The sequence below is a fragment of the Geomobilimonas luticola genome, from assembly GCF_018476905.1.
Classification (GTDB): Bacteria; Desulfobacterota; Desulfuromonadia; order Geobacterales; family Geobacteraceae; genus Geomobilimonas; species Geomobilimonas luticola.
Map to the genome: position 1 here is coordinate 248,894 of NZ_JAHCVK010000001.1, position 23,283 is coordinate 272,176.

General features: G+C 60.5%; 30 protein-coding genes. 14 read left to right on the forward strand and 16 right to left on the reverse strand.

Going from position 1 to position 23,283, the window contains the following annotated elements:
* Positions 1-37 precede the first annotated feature (37 nt).
* Positions 38-2,299, reverse strand: a complete 2,262-nt coding sequence (priA, locus tag KI810_RS01140) for a replication restart helicase PriA (RefSeq protein ID WP_214173651.1) — start codon at positions 2,297-2,299, stop codon at positions 38-40.
* A 363-nt stretch (positions 2,300-2,662) separates the two neighbouring features.
* Between priA and KI810_RS01145 the strand changes: the two genes are divergently transcribed.
* From KI810_RS01145 to KI810_RS01180, 8 genes are all read left to right on the forward strand, one after another.
* Positions 2,663-3,028 (forward strand): GxxExxY protein, encoded by a 366-nt coding sequence (locus KI810_RS01145; RefSeq protein ID WP_214173652.1) that lies wholly within the window; start codon positions 2,663-2,665, stop codon positions 3,026-3,028.
* 199 nt (positions 3,029-3,227) lie between these two features.
* The gene (locus KI810_RS01150; RefSeq protein ID WP_246525106.1) at positions 3,228-3,905 is read left to right on the forward strand and encodes a DUF2238 domain-containing protein; all 678 of its coding nucleotides are present in this window, start codon (positions 3,228-3,230) and stop codon (positions 3,903-3,905) included.
* An 80-nt stretch (positions 3,906-3,985) separates the two neighbouring features.
* Complete coding sequence (locus tag KI810_RS17650; protein WP_214173654.1) at positions 3,986-4,258, forward strand: retroviral-like aspartic protease family protein; 273 nt, start codon at positions 3,986-3,988, stop codon at positions 4,256-4,258.
* A gap of 3 nt (positions 4,259-4,261) precedes the next feature.
* Positions 4,262-4,507 carry a YheU family protein gene (locus KI810_RS01160; RefSeq protein WP_214173655.1) on the forward strand — a complete coding sequence of 82 codons (246 nt, stop codon included), beginning with the start codon at positions 4,262-4,264 and terminating at the stop codon, positions 4,505-4,507.
* Between the two features lie 174 nt (positions 4,508-4,681).
* Positions 4,682-5,461 carry a hypothetical protein gene (locus KI810_RS01165; RefSeq protein ID WP_214173656.1) on the forward strand — a complete coding sequence of 260 codons (780 nt, stop codon included), beginning with the start codon at positions 4,682-4,684 and terminating at the stop codon, positions 5,459-5,461.
* Between the two features lie 40 nt (positions 5,462-5,501).
* Positions 5,502-5,735, forward strand: coding sequence for a hypothetical protein (locus tag KI810_RS01170; protein ID WP_214173657.1), 234 nt, complete (start codon positions 5,502-5,504; stop codon positions 5,733-5,735).
* Positions 5,736-5,866: 131 nt separating this feature from the next.
* On the forward strand, positions 5,867-6,034 hold the full coding sequence (locus KI810_RS01175; protein WP_214173658.1) for a hypothetical protein: 168 nt from the start codon (positions 5,867-5,869) through the stop codon (positions 6,032-6,034).
* Between the two features lie 102 nt (positions 6,035-6,136).
* Positions 6,137-6,364 (forward strand): hypothetical protein, encoded by a 228-nt coding sequence (locus KI810_RS01180; protein WP_214173659.1) that lies wholly within the window; start codon positions 6,137-6,139, stop codon positions 6,362-6,364.
* A 107-nt stretch (positions 6,365-6,471) separates the two neighbouring features.
* Here KI810_RS01180 and KI810_RS01185 read toward each other — a convergent pair whose 3' ends face one another.
* The 10 genes from KI810_RS01185 to KI810_RS01230 all read right to left on the reverse strand — a co-directional run bounded on the left by KI810_RS01185 (position 6,472) and on the right by KI810_RS01230 (position 13,200).
* Complete coding sequence (locus KI810_RS01185; RefSeq protein WP_214173660.1) at positions 6,472-6,648, reverse strand: hypothetical protein; 177 nt, start codon at positions 6,646-6,648, stop codon at positions 6,472-6,474.
* A 130-nt stretch (positions 6,649-6,778) separates the two neighbouring features.
* Positions 6,779-7,219 carry a hypothetical protein gene (locus KI810_RS01190; RefSeq protein ID WP_246525107.1) on the reverse strand — a complete coding sequence of 147 codons (441 nt, stop codon included), beginning with the start codon at positions 7,217-7,219 and terminating at the stop codon, positions 6,779-6,781.
* 182 nt (positions 7,220-7,401) lie between these two features.
* The gene (locus tag KI810_RS01195) at positions 7,402-8,655 is read right to left on the reverse strand and encodes a uracil-xanthine permease family protein (RefSeq protein ID WP_214173661.1); all 1,254 of its coding nucleotides are present in this window, start codon (positions 8,653-8,655) and stop codon (positions 7,402-7,404) included.
* A 12-nt stretch (positions 8,656-8,667) separates the two neighbouring features.
* Positions 8,668-9,294 carry a uracil phosphoribosyltransferase gene (gene upp, locus KI810_RS01200; RefSeq protein ID WP_214173662.1) on the reverse strand — a complete coding sequence of 209 codons (627 nt, stop codon included), beginning with the start codon at positions 9,292-9,294 and terminating at the stop codon, positions 8,668-8,670.
* A 227-nt stretch (positions 9,295-9,521) separates the two neighbouring features.
* Positions 9,522-9,896: a VOC family protein gene (locus KI810_RS01205; RefSeq protein ID WP_214173663.1), complete on the reverse strand. Its 375-nt coding sequence runs from the start codon at positions 9,894-9,896 to the stop codon at positions 9,522-9,524.
* A gap of 206 nt (positions 9,897-10,102) precedes the next feature.
* On the reverse strand, positions 10,103-10,390 hold the full coding sequence (locus KI810_RS01210) for a hypothetical protein (protein WP_214173664.1): 288 nt from the start codon (positions 10,388-10,390) through the stop codon (positions 10,103-10,105).
* 122 nt (positions 10,391-10,512) lie between these two features.
* Entirely contained in the window at positions 10,513-11,133 is a 621-nt protein-coding gene (locus KI810_RS01215; protein WP_214173665.1) for a trimeric intracellular cation channel family protein, read from the reverse strand.
* Between the two features lie 158 nt (positions 11,134-11,291).
* Complete coding sequence (locus KI810_RS01220; protein ID WP_214173666.1) at positions 11,292-11,720, reverse strand: hypothetical protein; 429 nt, start codon at positions 11,718-11,720, stop codon at positions 11,292-11,294.
* Positions 11,721-11,729: 9 nt separating this feature from the next.
* Positions 11,730-12,419, reverse strand: coding sequence for a hypothetical protein (locus KI810_RS01225; protein WP_214173667.1), 690 nt, complete (start codon positions 12,417-12,419; stop codon positions 11,730-11,732).
* A 10-nt stretch (positions 12,420-12,429) separates the two neighbouring features.
* Positions 12,430-13,200: a hypothetical protein gene (locus KI810_RS01230; RefSeq protein ID WP_214173668.1), complete on the reverse strand. Its 771-nt coding sequence runs from the start codon at positions 13,198-13,200 to the stop codon at positions 12,430-12,432.
* 361 nt (positions 13,201-13,561) lie between these two features.
* On the opposite strand from KI810_RS01230, the gene KI810_RS01235 reads away from it, so the two are divergent.
* The 4 genes from KI810_RS01235 to KI810_RS01250 all read left to right on the forward strand — a co-directional run bounded on the left by KI810_RS01235 (position 13,562) and on the right by KI810_RS01250 (position 17,069).
* Complete coding sequence (locus KI810_RS01235; RefSeq protein ID WP_214173669.1) at positions 13,562-15,445, forward strand: MASE3 domain-containing protein; 1,884 nt, start codon at positions 13,562-13,564, stop codon at positions 15,443-15,445.
* Between the two features lie 405 nt (positions 15,446-15,850).
* Complete coding sequence (locus KI810_RS01240; protein WP_214173670.1) at positions 15,851-16,255, forward strand: DoxX family protein; 405 nt, start codon at positions 15,851-15,853, stop codon at positions 16,253-16,255.
* Between the two features lie 59 nt (positions 16,256-16,314).
* A complete protein-coding gene (locus KI810_RS01245; RefSeq protein ID WP_214173671.1) occupies positions 16,315-16,788 on the forward strand; it encodes a VOC family protein in 474 nt (157 codons plus the stop codon).
* 101 nt (positions 16,789-16,889) lie between these two features.
* Entirely contained in the window at positions 16,890-17,069 is a 180-nt protein-coding gene (locus KI810_RS01250) for a CsbD family protein (protein ID WP_214173672.1), read from the forward strand.
* A 93-nt stretch (positions 17,070-17,162) separates the two neighbouring features.
* Here the strand turns inward: KI810_RS01250 and KI810_RS01255 are convergent, their stop codons facing one another.
* Both KI810_RS01255 and KI810_RS01260 read right to left on the reverse strand, forming a co-directional pair.
* Entirely contained in the window at positions 17,163-17,795 is a 633-nt protein-coding gene (locus tag KI810_RS01255) for an HAD family hydrolase (protein WP_214173673.1), read from the reverse strand.
* A 205-nt stretch (positions 17,796-18,000) separates the two neighbouring features.
* Complete coding sequence (locus KI810_RS01260; protein ID WP_214173674.1) at positions 18,001-18,627, reverse strand: DUF502 domain-containing protein; 627 nt, start codon at positions 18,625-18,627, stop codon at positions 18,001-18,003.
* Between the two features lie 177 nt (positions 18,628-18,804).
* Here KI810_RS01260 and KI810_RS01265 point away from each other — a divergent pair, with 177 nt between their 5' ends.
* Entirely contained in the window at positions 18,805-19,236 is a 432-nt protein-coding gene (locus KI810_RS01265) for an FKBP-type peptidyl-prolyl cis-trans isomerase (RefSeq protein WP_214173675.1), read from the forward strand.
* Positions 19,237-19,349: 113 nt separating this feature from the next.
* Here the strand turns inward: KI810_RS01265 and panP are convergent, their stop codons facing one another.
* Both panP and KI810_RS01275 read right to left on the reverse strand, forming a co-directional pair.
* Positions 19,350-21,008: a pyridoxal-dependent aspartate 1-decarboxylase PanP gene (gene panP / locus KI810_RS01270; RefSeq protein WP_214173676.1), complete on the reverse strand. Its 1,659-nt coding sequence runs from the start codon at positions 21,006-21,008 to the stop codon at positions 19,350-19,352.
* 57 nt (positions 21,009-21,065) lie between these two features.
* On the reverse strand, positions 21,066-21,587 hold the full coding sequence (locus KI810_RS01275; protein ID WP_214173677.1) for a GNAT family N-acetyltransferase: 522 nt from the start codon (positions 21,585-21,587) through the stop codon (positions 21,066-21,068).
* 125 nt (positions 21,588-21,712) lie between these two features.
* Here KI810_RS01275 and KI810_RS01280 point away from each other — a divergent pair, with 125 nt between their 5' ends.
* Positions 21,713-22,903 (forward strand): MFS transporter, encoded by a 1,191-nt coding sequence (locus KI810_RS01280; RefSeq protein ID WP_214173678.1) that lies wholly within the window; start codon positions 21,713-21,715, stop codon positions 22,901-22,903.
* Positions 22,904-22,932: 29 nt separating this feature from the next.
* Here KI810_RS01280 and KI810_RS01285 read toward each other — a convergent pair whose 3' ends face one another.
* Positions 22,933-23,211, reverse strand: a complete 279-nt coding sequence (locus KI810_RS01285) for an Imm27 family immunity protein (protein ID WP_214173679.1) — start codon at positions 23,209-23,211, stop codon at positions 22,933-22,935.
* Positions 23,212-23,283: the final 72 nt, after the last annotated feature.

The following is a 23,283-nucleotide window of genomic DNA, read 5'->3' on the forward strand; positions in this document are numbered from 1 at the left end:
TGGTGTAATATCAAATAGTACGATGTCCGGGAGGAAACTACATCATTTCCACCGGGTCGATGTCGATAACAAGCCGTACCTGGGCCGGCAGGTCGATGGCGCCGCGGAAGGCGCTCACCAGCCGGTGCAGGTCGCTGCGGGCGGGGGCCTTGAGGAGGATCTGCCAGCGGAAGCGGCCGCGCAGCTTGCCGAGGGGAGAAGTGACCGGGCCGAGGATCTCCACCCTGCTCCGGAGGCGCCCCTTGAGCTGCTGCAGGAGGCGCGCGGCCTGTTCCGCCCCCTGCTCCACCACGGCCCCATTGGTGCCGGAGAGGTGGAGGGCGGCCAGGAAGGCGAAGGGGGGGTAGCCGGTCTCCCTGCGGAAGGCCAGCTCCTCCGCGTAGAAGCCGGCCACGTCGTGGCTGACGGCATGGCGGATGGCATAGTGGTCGGGGGCGAGGCTCTGGACGATGACCCGCCCCGCCGCGTCCCCCCGGCCGGCCCGGCCGAGCACCTGGGTGATGAGCTGGAAGGTCCGCTCGGCGCTGCGAAAATCGGGGATATTGAGGGTCGCATCGGCGGAAACCACCCCCACCAGGGTGACGCCGGGGAAGTCGTGCCCCTTGGCGATCATCTGGGTGCCAATCAGGATATCGATCCGCCCCTCCGCCACCCCCCGCAGGATCCGGGCATGCCCTCCTTTGCCGCTCGTGGTGTCCCGGTCCATCCGGCTCACCCGGGCCTCGGGGAGGAGTTCCCACACCTCCTCCTCCACCCGCTCCGTCCCCCGCCCCAGAAGACCGATGGACGGGCTCTCGCAGCCGGGGCAGACGGAGGGTGCCGGGATGGAGTAATCGCAGTAGTGGCAGAAGTGGCGCTCCCGGCGCCGGTGGTAGGTGAGGGTCACGGCACAGTTGGGGCAGCGGAGCACGAAGCCGCACTCCTGGCAGACCAGATAGGTGGCGAACCCGCGCCGGTTGAGGAAGAGAAGGGACTGCCCCCCTACCGCCAGATTCTCCGCCAGGGCGGCAGCCAGGGGGGGGAGGAAGGTCTCCCCCCTCTTCCCCCGGGCATCCACCAGCTCCACAGCCGGCATGGGGAGGTCGCGCACCCGGCGGGGGAGTTCCAGGTAGCCGAGCCGCCCCTCCCTGACGGCGTGGAAGCTCGTGACCAGCGGCGTGGCAGAACCGAGGAGCACCACGGCCTTGTCCATCTTCCCCCGCACCAGAGCCAGATCCCGGGCATGGTAGCGCACCCCCTCCGACTGCTTGTAGGACCCCTCGTGCTCCTCGTCCACCACGATGATGCCGAGCCGTTCCAGGGGGGCGAAAATGGCGGAGCGGGCGCCGATGACGATCTCCGCCTCCCCCCGCCGGATCCGACGCCATTCGTCGAAGCGCTCCCCGTCGGAGAGGCCGCTGTGGAGCACTGCGATGCCGCAACGGAAACGGCGCTTGAAGCGGCGGACCAGCTGGGGGGTGAGGGCGATCTCCGGCACCAGTACGAGCGCCGTCTTTCCCCGGGAGAGGACATGGGCGATGGCCTGGAGGTAGACCTCCGTCTTGCCGCTCCCCGTGACGCCGTGGAGAAGAAAGGGAGCAAAGGCGGCCGTGTCGCCGGCGGCAACGAGGCGGGCCAAGGCCGCCGCCTGGTCGTCGTTCAGGATGTGGGGGGTGTCGTGCTCGAACACCTCCTCCCGGAACGGATCGCGGTAGACTTCCCGCGCCGCGGCCGTCACGAGCCCCAGTTCTCGGAGCCGCTTGAGCTGGGGGGCGCAAGGGCCGAACCGCTGACGGATGAGGTGGGCCGGCGCCTCCTCCATCCCCCCGAGGAACGTCAGGATCTCCCCTCCCCTTCCCCGTGGTTGTGTGACTCCTGCAGGTGCCGAAAGGGACCGGTAGAACAGCTCCGTCTTCACCCGCTTCCCGCCGGCCAGCACCTCTTCGGTGACGCTGCTCCCGTCCGCTGCCGCCACCTGGCGCTTCCGGCTGGTGAGGTTGATCCCCGCGGGGAGCGCCGTCTTCAGCACCTCCCCCAAGGGAAAAAGGTAGTAGGCCGCCACCCAGCGAAGGAACGCCAGCTCCGCCGGGGTGATGAGGGGCTCCGCGTCCAGCACCTCGATGATCTCCTTCAACTCCGCCGCCGCGGCATCACCCGGCCCGAGCACGTACCCGGTCACCTTGCGCCGGCCGAACGGCACCAGCACCCGCTTGCCGGCCGATGCCTGCACCGCGAGCCGTTCCGGCACCCGGTAGGTGAAGGTCTGGTCGATCCGCACCGGAATGGCGACCTCGATGATGGTGGGAGGAGATGCTGGCATAATGGTGGAGTCTACAGCGGACGGGGAAAAGAGGCAAGGGGGAGATGGAAGAGTCAAACCTGCCCGCCTGTCTCATAATAAACTTCGGACCACCATGATAGAAAGCAAGCCGGTCATAGCGGCTTCTTATGAAACTCGGATTCATAGGATAAACACAGATAAATAGTTTGTCCCATCCGCATCCTGTTCATCTATGGTTAAAAACCACAAGGTCGCAAAATCTGATCTTAATGCCTTGCATTGCACTCCTTACTCCTTGACACCCTCGCCTCCTGAGGTGTAATCAGATGAAAATTTATTTATGAAACAGCAGTCCCGAGATATACAAAATGAAAGAATGCCACATCATGAAAGGACCATTTTATGAATGAACATCTCACCGAGAAGATTATCGGATGCGCCTACTCAGTTGCCAACACTCTTGGCTCGGGATTCCTTGAAAAGGTCTATGAGAACGCCCTCGCCCACGAACTCCGCAAAAGAGGTATTAACACAAAGCAACAGGCCGGGATGAATGTCTATTATGATGGCATTATCGTTGGTGAATATGTAGCGGACCTGCTAGTGGAAAATGTCCTGGTGGAGTTAAAGGCTGTTAAATCCTTGGATAACATCCATATGGCCCAATGCATGAACTATCTCAAGGCAACTGGTCTGCAGGTCTGCCTGCTCATTAATTTCGGATCTCCACGGATAGAGATCAAACGGGTTATAAACGGCTTTTTGTGAAACTCGGATTCAAAGGATAACCACGGCTACGGTCTTAAATACGTTTGCCTCATCCGTATTCATCCTATTCATCTGTGGTTAAAAAGATTTACCGACCCCCTAATCCCCGAGTCCCTGACCCCGGCCTTAAACCTTGACACTCCAGCCTTCACGGGTGTATGTAAACGAGGAATCTGCCATGCAGTGCCAGGAGGGGCCGATGAGCGTCGACGATCGAACCAAAACCCAGGTCGAACCGCTGTTTCTTCTGTGCGGCGCCTTCCTTGCCCTCGCCGTCTCGGGCCTCAATCCCCACGACCGTCTGACGTGGATACTGGAAATTTCCCCTTTTCTGCTGGCCGTGCCGGTTCTTGCCGTTACCCACCGCAGATTCCCCCTTACCCCCCTGCTCTACCGGCTGATCGTCGTCCACGCCATCATCCTCTTCATCGGCGGACACTACACCTATGCCGAGGTCCCGTTCGGCTTCACGCTGCAGGACATGTTCGGGCTCTCTCGGAACCCCTATGACCGGATCGGCCACTTTGCCCAAGGCTTTGTGCCGGCAATCGCAGCCCGGGAAATTCTTCTGCGGCGGACTCCCCTCGTTCGCGGCGGCTGGCTGTTCTTTATCGTTGTTTCCATCTGCCTCGCCATCAGCGCCTGTTACGAGTTCATCGAATGGTGGTCGGCAGTGGCTCTCGGACAGGGCGCCGACGCCTTCCTGGGAACGCAAGGCGATCCCTGGGACACCCAGTGGGACATGTTCACGGCGTTTCTGGGGGCGTTGACCGCACAGGTGGTGCTTGCACCGCTGCATGACCGACAGCTGCGACTCATCGACAGGCGCCAAAAAGTTACGGCTTCCCCTGAAGTTGCGGCTCAAGGTGAGAGTTGAGAGTCTGTTGTCAGTGTGAGAGCTGATGGGCGGCTTTGTTGCTTTAAGGTCACAAATCGTGATCTTGGAATGCCCAAGATATGCGAATCGAAGATGTCGCCGATCGGCTCAATATTGACTGGAATGCTACGCAAGGAAGGCAGGCACGGATTGCCGACGGAAGGCATGTCTCTACCAGATCAACTATGATCGAATCAATTACTGTCGGTTCGAAAACCAGTTCTCCCATAGAGGTAAGCATCATGCCATTCCAAGGACAAAAGGCAGAAAGTGATGGACTCCTCGGCATGAATTTTCTTCGCAGCCATAGGTTCCGCATCGACTTTACGCACCAGTTATTACGATGGGACTGATTTGTGCCCAAGGATCAACCAACCAATTACCGTGAAGAAGGCGTGGAGGTGCCGTACGAGCGGATACCACCGGCTACCTTGCGGACCATTATCGAGGAGTTCGTGACGCGGGAATGGTCCGATCTGGGGGATGGGGACTACACCCTGGAGAAAAAGGTGGAGCAGGTAATGCAGCAACTGCGCGAAAGGAAGGCCAAGGTGGTGGTCGACCTCGTGTCGGAAACCGCCAATATCGTCATCAGTCGCTGAGGTCCTCCACGAACATCCCCCCACTCACCTCCATTGATTGCCTTCAAACCGGCTGCATCTTCCCTTGCCGCTGCAAGTTCCCCGAACTGGTGTAGACTGTACAGACAGATTTTCAAATGACCGTGTTTCTCCGGCAAATGCGAACTCGTCTTCTGTGCACTCAAGGGGTAACCTATGAAGCTTCACCGGCTCGTCTGGTTTGCAAACCGTTTCACGATTTACGTGGTGCTGTTCGTGCTGCTGGTCGCCACCATAGTTACGCTTGCCTACGAATACTGGCTGGTCAGCCTTGTTGCCATGGTCACGTTCTTCCTCGCCCTCTACAAAGGGCTGGTCCGTCTCAAGATCCTCACGAATTCGGTGGTGGTGCGGGACGGGAAGGTGGTCTTCTTCGTACCCGAGACGACGGTTCGCAACCGGTTCGATTTTGTATCGCGCGGACAGAGCATTGTGGAATTGCCGGAATTCCAGCTGCTGGACCGGCCATTCAAGGTGGAGATCTTTGCCCCGGGCCGGAAGGGGACGGTATGGTGCTGCCGTCTGTCGCTTCGCTTCGAATACCTCATGCAGCCGGAAGCGTGGCAGCGGGCCTATGACCGTTTTGTCGCCCACGGAGAGCGCCTGCCGTCGGCGGTCAGGAAGCTGCTGGTGGAGAGCAGCGGCCGGATGGAACTCCAGCCGGTCGTCATGGCCGGTGAGGAGGCCATGCGGGAGTACCTGACGCCGATCGTCGCGCACCTGAACCGTGCTCTGGCGGACGTCGGCCTGGAAGTGGTGGACGTGCAGTGCTCGTTCACCGAAGGTCCGACCCTGGCCCGCCTTCTGGGTGCCGATCAGCAGGAAGCTGAAAAGGGATCGACGGAAGAAGTTTTCAAGTGGCAGGTAAGGAAGGACGAAGAGACGCCGAAAGGAAGGGGTGTGCTGCTGGAGGTGCCTGGTAACGTTGAACGGTAGAAAACGGACAATGACCGATCGCACAACGAAAGGAGCGTTCATGAAACTGACCGGGGCACCCAAGCTGGTGGTGTGGGCGGAAAAGGTGCGGAAAGACCGGCTGAAGGTCTGGCAGGAGACCTCTCCGGAGATCTTTCAGGCCATCGAACCCCTGCTGAACCTGCAGACAAGTGCCGACTGGTGGATTTCTTACAAGGACAAGGGGCTGGAGGTGGCATGCTCGCAGCTGCTCGCGGGGAACCGGCGCCCGGCCGCCGGCCCGCGGAAGAAGTAGCGCAGGGAATTCCGGCAGGAAAATTCCGGGGACCGTTCGGCCCCGGATGTGCTATTATAAAGCCAGGCAGAAACAACGGTTCGACGCTGCTGCACCGCGTGCGAACCCGATAAGGAAAGGAGGTTGCCACCATGACAGGCATCGGCTGGGAAATGTTCGGAACGGGCATGAGCCTGCTTATCATCACCCTGGTATCGGCCATCCTCTTCGTATACACCTGGTTGCGGTCAGGCGACAGCATGCGTATGACCACCCATCCCCACGTGGACAGAATGGCCGGAGATGAAGGGGAAGACTGATACGTCACACACTACGAGCAACGATAACGGGACAGGCTGCGTTTCAAATGCAGCCTGTCCCGATTTTGCGGGAAGCACACCTCAACTCTGGAGAACACACCTATGAAAGTCGATCTTGCCTTGCTGAACAACCTGATAAGCAAACGATCCGCTGAGATTGAACAGAGCGTTGCCGGAACCGGCTACCTGGCAAGAACGGTCATCGGCGTCGGCACCTTTCTGCTGGATAACGAGGGGAACACCGATCTGCTGACCTCTAAACAGCTGGCAACCTTCGACAAATTTCTCAAACCGTTGCTGGAATCACGGCCGACCAGACCGGGGAAGTGATTTCGAAACATGCCGATTAATTTCATCCCCCGGACAATCGAAAGGCGACCAACCGGCCGCCTTCCCGCCCCCTAACCCTTGTCAGCATCCGCTCCACCGGCACAACTTTAACTGAGCGTGTCCTCGTCGCCACTGATATGAACGAATCCTTCGTGGCTCACTTCATGATCGCTGTCGGTGAGCGTTCCGCAGACGTCACACAGGTATTTATCCCCGAAGCGTTCGTAGGAGCTGTGCTCACAGGCTCCGCTCCAGACCTTGACGTCGCACCGTTCTTTCGTCATGACCTTTCGCCTCCTTCCTTCCTGGTTCCATTATAGCATGGGAAGGAAACTGACCGTGCCGGGAATTTCGGCGTGCCCGGGACTGCCTGCACTTGTTCCGGCCAGGGACGAATGAGGTGGCGTGGCCCTTCTAGCCGCAACGGAGCCGCTTCTTCCCCCCCTTGAACAGCACGTCGATCTTGTTCGGCAGGACGAGCTGCACGACGCCGAGCCCGAACAGGGAGTGCAGCAGCAGGGTGTTGACACGGTACGTCCTGTCCATGTCGTAGGGAATCGCCTGTGCCGGGTCCATCCCCGGCTGCAGTGCCTCCCACTCAGCAGCAGCAGCGGCCGCAGGGTCGGCTTTCGTCGCGCGCGCGCGGGGCGCCGCCGCTTTTTCCCGGGTACTCCTGGCGGCAGCAGGCTCCTTGGCCACCTTGACCGGATGATAGTTGTGCATGCTGTGGCAGGTGTTGCACTCGACACGCACGATCTTTTCCCCGACCATGGCGACGATGGTATGATTCATCAGTGCCCGGCAACGGGTGCACCTGGTCTCGATAATGCTGCCGGCCGATAGCGGTCTTCTCATGATGTTCTCCTCGGTGATGGTGCCAATAAAAAAACCACAGGGGCGGTCCCCTGTGGTTCAGGTGTCGGTCAGTTATAGCATGTTTCACCTAGCAGAGCAATTATTAAACCGCCCATGCCCGGAACAGGAAGGCCGGTCACGCATACCAAAAAAGCATTTGTCGCCGGTTTGTTCGCGGTCGCTCAGGGGAAGGCCGCCGGCTTGATCTCCTCTTCCCGTTCTCCGGGAGGAAGGATCAGATTGAGAAGCACTGCCAGAACGCCACAGAGGCTGATCCCCTGCAGGCTGAAGCTGCCGATCGTCACCCCCAGGCCGCCGATGCCGGTCACCAGGGTAACGGAAACTAGACAGAGGTTGCGCGGCTTCATCAGGTCCACCCTGCCGTCGATGATGGTCTTCAGGCCGATGCCGGCGATGGAACCGAACAGAAGGATCATGATCCCCCCCATGACCGGCAGGGGGATTGTCTGCAGCAAAGCGCCGAACTTCCCGACAAAGGCCATAATGATGGCAAAGCCGGCCGCCCAGGTCATGACCACCGGGTTGTAGTTGCGGGTAAGCATGACCGCGCCGGTTACCTCGCCGTAGGTTGTGACCGGCGGTCCGCCGAACAGTCCGACGATATTGACCGCCAGACCGTCACCCAGAAGGGTGCGGTGCAGGCCGGGCTGGTCGGTGTAATCACGGCCGACGACCGAGCCGATGGCGAGGATGCCGCCAACGTGCTCCACAATCGGCGCGATGGCCACCGGGATCATGAAGAGGATCGCCGCCAGGTTGAACTGGGGGGTGCCGAACTCCGGGACCGCCAGCCAGGGCGCATTGATCACCCTGCTGAAATCGACCAGACCGAGGAAGAGTGCGGTGGTGTAGCCGGCCGCCACGCCGACCAGGATCGGTACCAGCTTGAGCAGGCCGTGGGCATGGATGGCGGTCAGCATGGTGGCGGCAAGGGAGACGGCAGCGACACCAAGGGCGGTGCCGTAGGGTACCACCTGGGCATCGCCGGCCTTGCCGGTGGCCATGCTGATGGCCACCTGGGCCAGGCCAAGACCGATAACCATGACAACCGGCCCGATGACGACCGGCGGCAGGAGGCGGTGGATGAAGTCGACCCCGCGCCACTTGACCAGACCGGCGGCGACGTAATAGAAGAAGCTGGCGGCTGCCAGGGCACCGAGTGTCGCTGGCATCCCCCAGGTCTTGACCGAGTAGATTACCGGAGCGATGAAAGCGAAGGAAGAGCCAAGGTAGATGGGGACCTGGCGTTTGGTGCAGATCTGAAAGACCAGGGTCCCGATGCCGGCGCCAAGGAGGGCCAGGCTCGGGTTGAGTCCGGTCAGGAGCGGAACGAGGACCGTAGCGCCGAAGGCAACAAAAAGGATCTGCGCGCCGGACAGGGCGGTACGCCAGACCGGCTCGGGGGATGTGGACATTGCGCTGTTCTCCTATTTCGTGCCGAATATTTTGTCCCCGGCATCGCCGAGGCCGGGGAGGATGTAACCCCGTTCGTTGAGTCGCTCGTCGATGGAGGCAACGTAGATATCCACGTCGGGGTGGGCAGCCACGATCCGTTCGATCCCCGCGGGGACGGCGACGAGAAAAAGCCCCTTGATCCTTTGGCAGCCCGCCTTCTTCAGCATCTCAATGGTGGCCAGGAGTGAGCCGCCGGTGGCAAGCATCGGATCGATGATAAGGGCAGTCCGCTCTTCCATGCCGGTAGCAAGCTTTTCGTAGTAGGCGACCGGTTCCAGCGTCTCTTCATTGCGGTAAAGACCGACCACGCTGACCCTGGCGCTCGGGATCATGTCGAGGACTCCGTTCATCATTCCCAGGCCGGCGCGCAGAATCGGCACGACCGTGATCTTCTTCCCCTTGATCTGCTGGACGGAGACCGGACCGGCCCAGCCACTGACGGTGATGGTCTCGGTTTCCAGATCCTTGGTCGCTTCGTAGGTGAGAAGGCGCGCCACTTCGGAGGCCAACTCGCGAAATTGTTTTGTGCTCAGATCAACCTTGCGCATCAGGCCGAGTTTGTGCTGAATCAGGGGGTGTTTGACTTCGTAGACCGCCACGTCGGAACTCCTTTAACAGAAATAAGTTTACAAAATTGAGTAAGAATACAGGTCAACCACAGACAGGTCAAGAGCCTGAAACTGTTTCGCCAGAAGCCGCCAGATCCCGGGAAGACAAAAAAGGACAGGCTGTTCACGGTGACATACAGCCTGCCCCCTCCACGTTCTTCGCGAACCCACTTCCTCTTGCCAAGGTACGTACCTTCCGCCCCCGGCACGGGCCGCGCCTACATGCTGTGCAGTGCTACGATATTCCCCTCCGTATCCTCGAACCGGCCGATGAAGCCATACTCGCCGATGCTCGTCTTCGGCAGCAGCGCTTTTCCGCCGCCGGCTACGACCCGTTCCAGCGTCGTCAGGATGTCCTGCACGGAGAAATAGATCACGGTCCCCGTCTTGGCGGGAACGTATCCGTCACCCTTTACCAGCGAACCGGCGGCCCCCTCCGTTGCTTCCTTCATGGGGAACATCGCCATCAGGAGCGGACCCATTTCGGACGTGGCGAGGGTATAGCCGAACACGGCTTCATAAAATGCCGTGGCGCGATCCAGGTCGACGACCGGGATCTCGAACCAGATAACCGGATTGATGGTGGTTGCCATCGTCATCGCCTCCTTTGCGTTTCCCGAGTGACGACTGCGTTGTCACCCGTTTGTACGTATAAGTGTATTCCTTTGACAGGAAGACATAAAGGCATTTATGCGGGGAAGGGAAGGCCGCGCGGTGGCCAGCCGATGTATTTCACCGCAAAAAAAAAGAGGGGCCACGCGTGCGCAGCCCCCCTTTTCCTGTTTTGACCGATGTCCCCTCAGCCCAGCGGCAACGTATATCCCTCCCCCGCAAACTGGATATTCGCCGGATCGTCGCAGCGCGGCGGCGAGACGGCATGAACGCCGCCGCAGGCCGGGCAGCTCTCCACAAAGGTGGTCAGGGTGAAGGGTGCACCGCACCCCTGGCAGGTGGTGGGCAAACCGCCGCCGGGAACGGGCCGCTCCCTGAGACTGCCACCGTGGGCCCGGCTGACGAACTCTACCAGTTCCCTTCCTTCAGCATAGGGCCCCGCCCCGGCGGCGTGGCCGCATCCGCAATTTCCCATGGTTAAACTCCTTGTGTGTGGTTGCTCCTGGCGGGGGTCATCCCGCCAGCAGGGTGCCAGCATACACGGAGTGCGTGAAGCGTCACATGACCCAAGTCAAGAAACCGTGGAAAAACGCGCTGTCAGTTATGGCCGGAATTTCGGGGAGCCTTCGGTAGGGACCAGTTGAAGTGGATGGCGCAGACACGCAGGACGATCACGGCCAGGGCGGAGATGATGAGTGCCCAGGGGGCCGGCAGGGGGGTAAGGTGAAGCAGGTAGAGGAGTGCCCCCCCCGCCAGGCAGGCCGAGGCGTAGACTTCCTTTTGCAGCACCAGCGGGACCTGGGAGGAGAGGATGTCGCGCATCATCCCCCCGGCGGTGGCGGTCATGACCCCCATCATCACCGAGCCGATGAAGCCCATGTGGAAATCCAGCGCCTTGCCGGTGCCGATCACGACGAACGTCCCTAGGCCCAGGGCGTCCAGATAGAGGAGGGGGAGTTGCAGGAGTCCCACCCGGTGGTGGAACAGGAAAACCGCCAGGGAGACGAAAATCGAGAGGTAGAAATAGGTTTCGTCCTTGAAGATGAAGGGGGGTGTGTCCCCGAGAAGCAGGTCGCGCAGGGTCCCGCCGCCGGTGGCGGTCACCATCCCGAGCATCAGCACGCCGAACAGGTCCATGTCCCGGCGGATGCCGGCCAGCGCGCCGGACGCAGCAAAGGCAGCGGTGCCGAGCAGATCGAGGCTGTAGAGCAGATTCACGGTTTCAATCCTCCCGGCAGCAGTGTACCCGGATGTCCGGGCAAAGGCAATCCGGGAAATTGAGGGATGGGAACAGACAACGACAAAGACGGCCACGTGGCCGTCTTTGTCGTTTCATATCCGTCATCGCTCTGATGGGGGAATAGCCGTTCAGGTATTCAATCCTCCCGCCGGAGGGGGGCGAAGGTGATCTCGATCTCTCCGAAACGGGGCGTTTCTTCTCCCCCATCCGTACTTCCCGCTGTCGTGACCTGATCGTTCAGGGTAACCTTTATCTTGCTGTACAGCCCCATCTTTCCCGGTTCCCCCTTGTCGATGAGGAACCCCTTGCGCTTCACCAGATGCTGCATGATTTCCGGGGGAAGCTGGTAGTCGGGGCGGCCTTCAACCTTCCTCCGTTCCTGTTTCAGTTCGACCTTGAAAGGGACCTTGATCCTGAGGCGCTCGATCCCCATGAGTGCAGAGCTTTTCCCCAGTTCCGTCCCTTCGCGGGCGGAAACGTCGTGCAGGTAATCCACGGCGCTTTGGACCTCGTTCTGGAGGGCGAGGATGAGTTCTGTCAGATAGGCTGTTTCCGGAGGGGTCATGGCGTGCTCCTACGAGGTGATGGTTTTGAAGCATATTTCGACTTCGCTCGTAATGTTGCTCCTCAGGCTGAGAAACTCGGGTCCCCGTGTCGAAACCGGATGTACCCTGAGACGCCCGCCGGCAAAGAGGGAAGTGAGGACTCCCTTTTTCAGGGGTTCCACGTTGACGGTCTGTTCCAGCTTGAGGGTGAACTTGGCGTTTATCCGCCCGCTATCCACGATTACGCGGGGGATGCCCCTCTGCACCATGAGCCGGAGACTTTCCTGCTGGGTCTGCGCCATCCGGGATGCTACGGCAAGGGCGATGCGCCCTCCCCCCGCGGCTGAGAACACGAGGCCGGCGGCGGATTTTTCCAGGTCTTCCTTCGTTACCGTGTAGCCGCACCGGTCAAGGACGGGAGGTTCTTCGGTCATCCCCTGGCGCGGTAAACGGTACGGTTGACCGGCATCGACGGCTGACACCGTTCCACGCCCCTCCGCTACGGGGAAAAGCCCCAGGATTTCACGGCGGACATCTCCGTTGTCCAGGTAGCGCGCGGCGAACTGGTCAGGCTGGAGGAGGATTGCCTCCTCCAGTTCCCGAAGTTTCTGTTCCTGGGCCAGCAGTGACGATACAACGCCGTCAAGGGTTTCGGTTATGAGCAGCGCGGCGAATTCTGCAAAGCCGCTTTCGACGGCCTTGACAAGTTCCGTCCCCATGGGGGTCCTCCTAGGCGTTCAGTGGCTGGTAGTCGGTCTTGAAGTCTATCTTGACACTGCCATAAATCTGCACCTGGCTGCCGCTCGTATCGCGGTTCTTCTCTGACGTGGTGGAGACGTTGATGCTGCTGTAGGAGGTCGACGCCGATGCCTTGACCCAGAGGCTGACGAAGCCGCCGGTCTTTGCCTTGGCGTTGAACTTGAACTCGTCGCGATGGTACGTATTTGCCTGCCGTTCGTAGAAGGTTGAGCCGTAGGTGTTGAAGGTGAGGCGCGTCTCGATGGTCCCGTGCTCCACGACGAGACGGAGGATGCCGAGCTTTACCATCTCCTTCAGCAGGGTGTACTTGTCTGCCGCTATCCGCTTGGCAACGGCGTCCAGGATCGCCTTGTACTTGCTGTCGTCGATATTCCCCTGGGCGATGGTCGGGGTCGTCTCGCCCTGGATCTTTACGGCATCGGTTATCTTCGTGGCTTCTTCATCGGTAAGCGCCCCGCCGGACTTCGCCTTAGTCCCCACGTCGCTGGAGGCGTCGGGAAGGACCCGGGCCAGGAACTGGAGAATGAGTTCCCCCCCGATGTCGTCCTTGGTGTCGTTGATGAACTGGGTGAGAGGTTTGGAAACCTGCGTCAGGAGGTCGACGTACGCCTCCGTCTGACGCATGTTGGCGCTGACCAGTGCATCGAAGGTGTCGGTGATGAGCTTTGCGGTGAATTCCGGGAAACCGATTTCATTCAGTCGTGCAGCCTCGGTTACGGCTGCCTGTGTTCCATTAGCCATGGTGGGCCTCCTTTTTTCTGGCTCTGGCGGTACCTGTCCGAAGAAAGACTCCATACCCGAGCCGGTAGGGCATCCGTGCAGTCAAGAAGCCCGGAATGGGTGCCTGTGCAGGGACGGTGCTGTAGCCTGTCGAAATTCTTATGGTTTTTTGTTTATCAGTTAATACTGGCTAACACAACGTACTAACGGTTATTTATTTTTGCAGGGGAGTATTACGTCAAAAGGGTTAATTCGCTGGCGGGTCTTTAGCCTTGGGGGTTTACCGTGAACGGTACTGCGAATGCTGTTGAATTGCCGGCGACAAGCTGATAAAGTGCGGCCGGTAGAGGATTCATACGAGATACGCTTTTCGGGGGAAGGAATGACCGGATTTCGCGGGAACAGCCGGATGTTTTTCATGGGATGTGCGGTCCTGGTCGGCCTCTATCTGGCCAGCCTCTACTCCTATCTCCTCTTCCACTCCCTGGTGGAACTATTCTCCGTCGTCGTGGCGTGCGGGATTTTCACCATCGCCTGGAACGCACGCCGCATCGACCTCAACAACTACTTCCTCTTTGTCGGCATCGGCTCTCTCTTCGTCGGCACAATGGACTTCACCCACGCCCTTGCCTACAAGGGGATGGGGGTTTTCCCCGGTTTCGATGCCAATCTGCCGACCCAGCTCTGGATAATTTCCCGCTACCTGCAGGGTTTCACGCTCCTCGCCGCACCGTATTTCCTCGGCCGGCAGCTTAAATCCGGCTACGTACTGGTGGCATACCTTGCCGCAACTTCTCTTCTTCTGGCATCGGTATTCGGAGGGATCTTCCCCGATTGCTTTATAGAGGGGGAGGGGCTCACCCCGTTCAAGAAGGTGAGCGAATACCTGGTTTCCTTCGTGCTCCTGGGCTCCCTTCTCTTCATGCGGAAGAAGGGAGAGATGTTCGACCGGAACGTGGTCCGCCTCCTTTCAGCCGCCATCGCTACCCTGATCGCCTCAGGACTCGCCTTTACCCTCTATGCCGACGTGTACGGCATCAGTAATATGGTCGGGCATTTCCTCAAGTTCGCCGGCTTCTACCTCATTTACAAGGCGATAATCGAGACCGCCCTGACCAGGCCCTACGACCTTCTCTTCCGGGAACTGAAACTGAGCGAGGAGCGCTACCGCCACCTCTATACCGATACGCCGGTGATGCTCCACTCCATAAACAGGGAACGGCAACTGGTCAACGTCAGCAACTACTGGCTCGAACATCTGGGCTTCGAGCGGAGCGAGGTGATCGGCCGCAGGGTCCTCGACTTCATGACGGAAGCGTCGCGGCGCTACGTGGAAGAATTCACCAGCCCCGAATATTTCCGGACCGGCCACGTCAAAGATGTGCCGCTCCAGCTGGTCAGGAAAAACGGGGAAGTGCGCGACGTCCTCCTCACTGCCACGGCCGAGAGGGATGAACAGAGGGAGATCATCCGCTCCCTGGCGGTCATGGTGGATATCACCGACCGCAAACGTGCGGAAGAGAAGATCGAAATTCTCAACACCAACCTGGCGGCCCGCGCCCTCGACCTGGAAAAGGCCAACCAGGAACTGGCGGCTGCCAACCAGGAACTGGAGGCGTTCAACTACACCGTCTCCCACGACCTCCGGTCTCCCCTGACCTGCATCAACGGCTACTGCCAGATCATCCAGGATCAATGCGGCGAAAAGCTCGATGAACAAAGCAGGGGCTTCATCGAGCAGATCCATACTGCGGGCAGGCGCATGGATCAGCTGATTGCCACACTCCTCAATTTTTCCCGGCTGACACGCCAGGAGATGGAGCGGGAAACGGTCGACCTGAGCCATATGGTCCGGTCCATCACCATGGATCTCAGGCTGAGACATCCCGAACACACCGTGGCGCTGACCATCGCGGACGGAGCAGTGACCAGCGGTGACGGGAAACTCCTGAGGGTAGCGCTCGAAAATCTCCTGGGAAATGCCTGGAAGTACACCGGCCGGCGTGAGGATGCGGAAGTAGAGTTCGGCGTCCTCCATGAGGAGGGGAAGAGGGTTCATTTTGTCCGCGACAACGGGATCGGTTTCGACATGGGTCAGGGGGTAAAGCTGTTCAATCTTTTCCAGCGCCTGGACAGTGCCCGGGACTTCGAGGGGACCGGCATCGGGCTGGTCACGGTGCGGCGGATCATCCAGCGCCACGGGGGGAGGATCTGGGCCGAGGGGGAGGCGGGCAAGGGGGCGACTTTTTACTTTACCCTGGAATGATAACAGGATGTCGTTGCCCTCGGGAATGAATCGGTGTGAACGGGAAAAGGCGGCCAAGGTGGTCGCCTTTTTGCGTGTGCGCGCCGTCAACGGGGAACGAAAAAAGCCCCTGTGTTTCCACAGGGGCTTTCTGGAATCGCCCGCCAATCGACTTGGCGGGCTAAATACTGCAACCTTCCTTGCAACGGGATACCGGGCGAATACGAAATCTTTCAGTCCACATCGGCGTAATCTCCTTTCAATCCAGGTTGGTGTTGATGTCTATGCTACTGTACAAGAATTCGGAGAGTGCCGTCAACCTAAATCGGACATATTAGGTCTTTTTTATGTATTCACCGGCACCACTTTCTCCATGACGGGTGTATAATCGAAAGCAGGAAGAACATTTTGCCGGGAGGTGCCGTCATGAACTCATTCATGTCGAAATACAGTTCCTACTGCTACGCGCTGATGCGGATCGTGGCCGGATTCCTGTTTCTGTGGCACGGCGCCCAGAAGCTGTTCGGGTTTCCCAGCCCGATGCCGCCAGGGGTCCCCTCCTTCATCACCTATGTCGCCGGGCCCATCGAGCTGTTCGGGGGCATCCTCATCATGATCGGCCTCTTCACCCATGGGGCCGCCTTCCTGGCCAGCGGCCTGATGGCATTCGCCTACTGGATCGGACACGGGACCAAGGCGCTGTTGCCCATCGTGAACAGCGGGGAACTGGCGGCGTTGTACTGCTTCGTGTTCCTGTTCATCGCTGCGCAGGGGAGCGGCATCTGGAGCGTCGATTCTCTGAAGGGCGGGGGCAAAGCTCCTGACCGGTAGCGACTGCGCGGCGCTGGCCGGTTGCCTGCCGAATCAAGGCCGCGACAAAGGAGAATCCCATGCAAAAGATAACCCCCTTTTTGTGGTTCGAAGATAACGCCGAAGAGGCGGCGAATTTCTACGTGTCCGTATTCAAGAATTCAAGGGTCGTCAGCATCAGCCATTACGGGGAAGCGGGGCCGAGACCGGCGGGGACGGTCATGACGGTCAGTTTCGTGCTCGACGGGGAGGAGTTCGTCGCCCTCAACGGCGGGCCGGAATTCACCTTCTCGCCGGCCATCTCGTTCGTCGTGAACTGCACGACCCAGGAAGAGGTGGATGAACTGTGGGCAAAGCTCTCGGCCGGGGGGAAAGAAGTGCAGTGCGGCTGGCTGGAGGACAGGTACGGCCTGTCGTGGCAGATCGTCCCGACCGTCCTGACCGAGATGCTGAATGATGCCGACCCGGCAAAGGCGAACCGGGTCATGCAGGCCATGCTGCAGATGGTCAAGATCGACATCGAAGGCCTGCGTCGGGCATATGGCAATGGCTGAAAACGAGGGTTCTGTGATATACTATGAGTGTCAGGAGAGGCAAGGCAGTAGTGGTTGTAGAACCGATGGGCCGCGGTTTCCACGCGGCAGGGAGGTGCATCATGAGAACCAGTACAAAGCGGATGGCAAAAGGGATATTTCACGAAGTACGGGGTACGGCAAAAAGAATGGTCGGATCACTCATTTCGAACAGGACATTGGAAACAAAGGGGAGATTCGAGCGGATTACGGGCAAGGTCCAGAGAAAAATCGGCAAAGTACAGGGTGCATGGGGATTCTAGGAAGAGCAGCGCACACCCGTTCCACGCACTTCAGAAGTAACGAAAGGCGGCCGAAAGGCCGCCTTTTCAATGAGTCATATGCATCGACTGAGGTCAGGAGGCCGGCACGGGAACGGCATGCGTCAGCCCCTCGGCCAACTCCTCAAGGTTTGCCACCGCCAGGTCGGCCAGCTCCGGCCAGCGGAAGGTGCCGCTCCGGTCCACATGGATGGTGGCAATGCCGGCGGCGCGCCCCACCTGAAGGTCGAAGAGGTAGTCCCCCACCATCACCGCCTCGTCCGGTACGCTGCCCCAGGCGTCGAGCAGCTTTGCGACCCCCTCCGGGTGGGGTTTCGGCGCGGCCTCGTCCCGACCGAGGACCGCATCCGGGCGGAAGTACTGCTTGAGGCCGATCAGGCCCAGGGTATGGAGCGCAATCTCCCGCGTATTGCGGGTGAGGATGCCTATCTGTACACCGCGCCGGAGCAAGCGGTCGAGCAGCCGTCCGGCACCGGGTGCGGCGGCGGTTCTTGCGGCCAGTTCATACTCGATCTCTATCAGCCGGGCATGCTTTGCCGTGGCCTCGGCCGCCGGCAGGGAGGCAAGGAACCCGAGGATATCGGGATCGGTTTCCGTCATGCCGAGCGCCGTACGGATGGCGGCGAAATCGTGCACCGGCAGGGTCAACGTGCCGTCCAGGTCGAAGATCCAGCAGCGGCGGGCAAGTATGTGATGTCGGTGTGTCATATCAGCAGGATAATCTTTTTTGTCCATTGGGGCAACATGGATTTCCACCGGCAGGAACCGCAAAGGCGGCCGATTGGCCGCCTTTTGAATTTCTTCTGCTGAAACATGGTCAATACCTGCTACCGCCTGATCCCCAGCCCGACAGCATCGATGAGCGGCCATAGGGCCGCTCGGAAACACAGTCTGTTTGCACCGGAAACGGTTATCAGGGACCGGCGTTCCCTGAAGGTTCGGAATGGTTCGAGACCTTATCGGTCGTCATTCCGCCCGTCACGACGAACCCCATGGCCCGGTGCGTGGAGATATCTACGGGCCTGACCGCGGATCGGGGCACAATGACCGTGTGCCCGCCGATCTGGTAGCTCAGGGGGAGGTAGACGGCAATTTCCCCCTCGCCACCGATCCCCGCCGGCAGCCCACTGAAGTCGCTGCGGGTAACGAAGCCGATTAAACGCATCGGCACCCCGCCGAATTCGAACTCCACCGTCACCACCTGGTTGAACTGGGAATCCCGCCCGGCAGCGAAAAAACCGATGAAATCCTTCAGTGAGCCGTAGAGGGTCTTCACGAGAGGAATGCGATTCATCAGGGCTTCGCTCAGGCCGAGCAGGCGCCGCACCAGAAAGGCATTGAGTGTCCAGCCGAACAGGAAGACGACGACCAGCCCGGCCACCAGCCCCATCCCGGGGATGTACCACGGGAGAAGAATCTCGAGGACCCCTCCGAGGAAGGTCTCTGCTGACCGGACTAACCAGAAGAGAATGTAAATCGTCAGTAAGGCGGGGAGGATTGCCACCAGCCCTTGAAACATGATTTTGCCAAGTTTCGTCATATGTATCTCTCCTGCCCCGTTATATTGGCAGGGGCGGCGGAAATTATACCTTATCGCACCGGTCGTTGCATCATAATCATGCTTCCGCCCCACGCCACGACCGTTGACGGCAGTGAATATTCAATGCTAGGATGACGGTCACTTGCATCCTAAATTCCATGATGGTGAGGAGTACCGATGAAAAGACTGATCATTGCAACCGTTGCTGCGATTCTCGCAGTTCCCGCCTTTGCCGCGGCTGACGACGCCATCGACAAGGCCGCCAAGGAAAAAGGCGCCGTGAAAACCCCTTCCGGGATGGTCTACGTGTCCATCAAGGACGGCAAGGGCAAGTCGCCGAAAGCCACCGACACCGTCGAGGTCAACTATCGCGGCACCCTTACCAACGGCAAGGAGTTCGACAGCTCCTACAAACGCAATCAGTCCATCAGCTTCCCCCTCTCCGGGGTAATCCCCTGCTGGACCGAAGGAGTCCAGAAGATGAAGGTCGGCGGCAAGGCCAAGCTGGTCTGCCCCCCCGAGCTTGCCTACGGTGCCCGGGGTGCAGGGAGTGCTGTCCCCCCCAACGCGACCCTCATTTTCGAGGTCGAACTGCTCGCCATAAAATAGGTGACCGGGCAGACATCGGGAACCCCTGAAACGTAGAAACGCCGTGAACCTGTCAACACCAGGTTTCACGGCGTTTTCTTTAAGGGAGACGGTTCGTCGCCGGACCGGTTCTCTTACGTATTCCGCGCTTCCACCGGGGCACAGAGATCCTCAACCTGCCGTAACAACGCCTGTATCTCAGGCTGCTGCTGCACGATCTCGCACTGTTCCGTCAGAATCGCCGCCAGGATTTCATCGGTTGTCAGCGGGTTGGCCAGGACGACCCGCAGGACGGTGAGCTCCTCGCCATAGCGGGCGATGCGCAGCCGGGTCCGGGAGACGAAGGTCTTGCCTGCCTCCCGCTGGTGTTTCTGCAGCAGCTGGCAGACCTGGTCGAGGAGCGCGTTGATGACACGCCGCTGCCGGGCCGGCGCGGCGGCCAGCGCCTGCTGCACGTTGAGGGGGCAGTAGCGGTAGGTGAGGATATTCAGCTCCGGCTCGCTGGTCAGCTCGAAATCGGGGTGCTGTCGGATCATGGCGGCAAAGGTCTGCGCCCGCTCGACCCCCATGTCGATGAGCAACTCGTACCCCTTGCGGCCGATGATGGAAAAGCCCGCATGCACCAGCATCGCCATCCCCGGCCGCGACCCTTCCAGGGTATGGCTCCCCAGGTCCTTGGACCCATAGCGGAGGATATAGTTGGCGTGGTGTTCGATGGCCGACAGGGCGGTCGGGTCCTTGAAGACGACCATCCCCGCCCCCATCGGCACATACAGCTGCTTGTGCCCGTCGATGGTGACCGAGTCGGCCCGTTCGATGCCCCTGAGCAGCGGGCGGTGCCGGTCGGAAAAGAGGGTCGGCCCCCCCCAGGCGGCGTCCACGTGAAAATGGCAGCCGAGCTCCCGGGCAAAATCGGCCAGTTCTTCCAGCGGGTCGACGTTGCCGGTTTCGGTCGTCCCGGCAATCCCCACCACCGCCAGGGGAAGGATGTTCCGGTCCTGCAGGCGCCGGCACTCTTCCCGCAGTGCCTTCAGGTCGATGCGGTTACGGTCGTCGGTCTGCACCTTGATCAGGTTGTCCCGGCCGAGACCGAGGAGGTCGGCGGCCTTGCCGAAGGAGTAGTGGCCCCGCTCGGAGACGAGGACCGCAATTCCGTCACAGCCGCGATGCTTGAGCGCCCGCCCGAGCCCTTCCTGCGCGATACCGCGAAACTCTCCGTTCGGGGCGAAGAGGCGGTTGCGCGCCACCCAGAGCGCCGTGACGTTGGCGATGGTACCGCCGGAGCAGAAGGCCCCCAGGGCATGCTGGCTGTTGTGGATCCAGGGGGTATAGAAGTCGTCATCACGGCGGTAGACCAGGTGATGGAGCATGGCGAGGACCTGCCGCTCCATGGGGGTGAACGCCTTGGAGGTCTCCACCTTGACCAGGTTCTGGTTGAGGGCGGTCATGAGGCGCGCCAGGGGGAGCATGAAATAGGGAAGCGCCGAGGTCATGTGCCCGACAAAGCCGGGGGCGGCGGTATGGACCGACTGGGCGACGAGGTGCGTCTTGACGAATTCGGTGTATTCGGAGACGTAGGTCGGTTCTTCGGGGATGGCCGCGGAGGAGAAATGGGTCTCGATCTCTTCCAGGTTCCGTTCGATGGCGACGATATGCGTCTGCAGAAAGCCGGCGACATCGGCGGCAATCGCCTGGTCGATGGCGCCGAGGGTCGAATCGGGGGATTCCGGCACGGTGAAGATCCGGTACAGGTTTTCCAGGTTGGCGCGGGCTGCATCACGGTTTTTCGGCATTATCGTCTCACCTTCGGGAAATCTCCCTGTTTCTTGACTATCGGCTCTCCCCGACGCTCACCGTCCCCGGCGCTTCTTGCCCTGCGGAGCGGGCGGCAGGGGAACAGCCGTGAACTCGGGCTCATACCCCACCACGAAACTGGCGATGGTGGTATTGCGCATCCCCAGGAAATGGGTATTGTTCCTGTCGAACGGGCAGACGGGGAGAATGCATGGTTCAAAGCCGAACCGCGTGTAATAGGCCGGCTCCCCCAGGACGAACAGGGGCTGAGTCTTGATCGCCTCCTGCCGCAGGGCAAACCTGAGCAGTTCCGAGCCCACCCCCTTCCCCTGGAAATCGGGTGCCACGGCCATGGGTGCCAGGTGCAATCCGCAGATGACGCTGCCGTGGTAGGCGTTGGTAAAGGCGATATAGGCGATAACCTTGCCGACATGGATACAGACCCATTCGTGGATCGGTTTCCCCTTCTCATGGAGTTTCTGCACCAGCCCGGCTTCGTAGTCACTCCCCGGAAAGGCGCGCTGCAAGAGGGCGTAGACCTTGGGGCGGTTCTCAACGGTCAGTTTCTGTATTTTCATGAAGGCTCCGGCATTCCCGTTCGTTCCCGCATCATACCCGCAGTCGCGGCGCAGGTCAAACATGTAGCGCGGGAGCGGCACCTTTCCCCTTCATAATTGGTCCCGATTCCTTCATAATGCACGTCATGACCTCCCTCCGACGCAATGTCTCCCTGCTCTACGCCTTCTCCTTCCTCCAGATGACCCTCTTCCCCATGGCGGTCATCACCCTGTTCTGGAAGGACCGGATCGGCCTGTCCCTGTCCCAGATCCTTCTCCTGCAGAGCATCTTCGCCGTGGCGATGGTGGTGATGGAGTACCCCTCCGGCTACATCAGCGACCGGATCGGCTACCGGACGGCCCTCACCTTCGCATCCCTTCTCGGCATTCTGGGGTGGGGGTTCTACACGGTCGCCGCATCGTTCCATGACGTCCTCATCGCCGAGATCCTCCTCGGCATCTCCACCTCCTTCATCAGCGGCACGGACAGCGCGCTGCTCTACGAATCCCTCAAGGGGACCGGAGATGAACCTGCCTATGCGCGCTTCGAAGGGCGCTCCACCGGCTTCGGCCAGACCGGCGAGGCAGCGGGGGCGCTGTTCGCCGGCGTTCTCTACGCACGCTACCCCCTCCTCCCCTTCATCCTCCAGGTTGGGGTCTGGGTGCTGGCGCTGCTCCTCACCCGCGGCCTGACGGAACCCCGGCGCGAGCCGCGACTCCACGGCGGCCATCTTAAAGAGGCGCTCGCCTCGGCACGCTACGTCTTCATCGAGAACCGGCGCCTGCGCGCAGCGATCCTCCTCAGCATCGTGCTCGGGCTCTCATCCTTCTACCCGGTCTGGCTGATCCAGCCGTACATGCGTGACGCCGGCGTCCCCCTCGCCTCCTTCGGCCCGATCTGGGCGGGAGCCAACCTCACCGTCGCCTTCTGCGCCATCCTGAGCCATCGGGTGCGGGCCGTCCTGGGGGACCGGGGGATGGTCCTGCTGCTGGTGCTGCTGGTCTGGGGGGGATTCCTGGGGTTGGGGCTGGCGGCGGGGGTGTGGGGATTTCTCTTCTACTACCTGCTCACGGCCATGCGGGGGATGAAGGGGCCGTTCCTCCTCCATGCCGCCCAGGCCGAGATCCCGTCGGCAAACCGGGCGGGGATGCTGTCGCTCCAGTCCCTCTGTTTCCGGCTCCTGTTCGCGATTACCGGCCCGCTGGTCGGGATGTATGCCGACACCTGCGGGGTAGGCAAAACCTTCCAGCTCCTCCTGATTGCCTTCCTCCTGGCCCTTCCCCCGCTGGCCTGGCTCTTCCTGAACCATCGGCACGGGAAAGATGCCGGGGGGTGAGCCCGACATGCACAGTGGTCCCTAGCGGATCACCCGGAGACGCCGAATCGCGCCGCCGCGTCGGCGGTGGTTATGCAGCGCAGTGTCGGGGGCCCTCCGGCAAAGGGGACCACCTTCTCCCACAGGCGGCCGTCCCGCGGATCGCGGTACAGTTCAGCCAGTTCCTCCCGGTTCTCCGCCAGCTTCTCCAGCTTCGTGGCCGCCAGCCACTCCACCCGGTCGGCAACGGCGTCTCCCGTCACCTTAATGCCAAGGTCGAGCCACATACCTACCAGTTCCGTCTCTTCCGGTTTCAGCTCTGCAAACATCGTCTCCTCCTTCACGAGTGGAAGCCTTTCACTTCCCTCCTTTATCCCATTTTCTGCACCAAACGTCCAGAA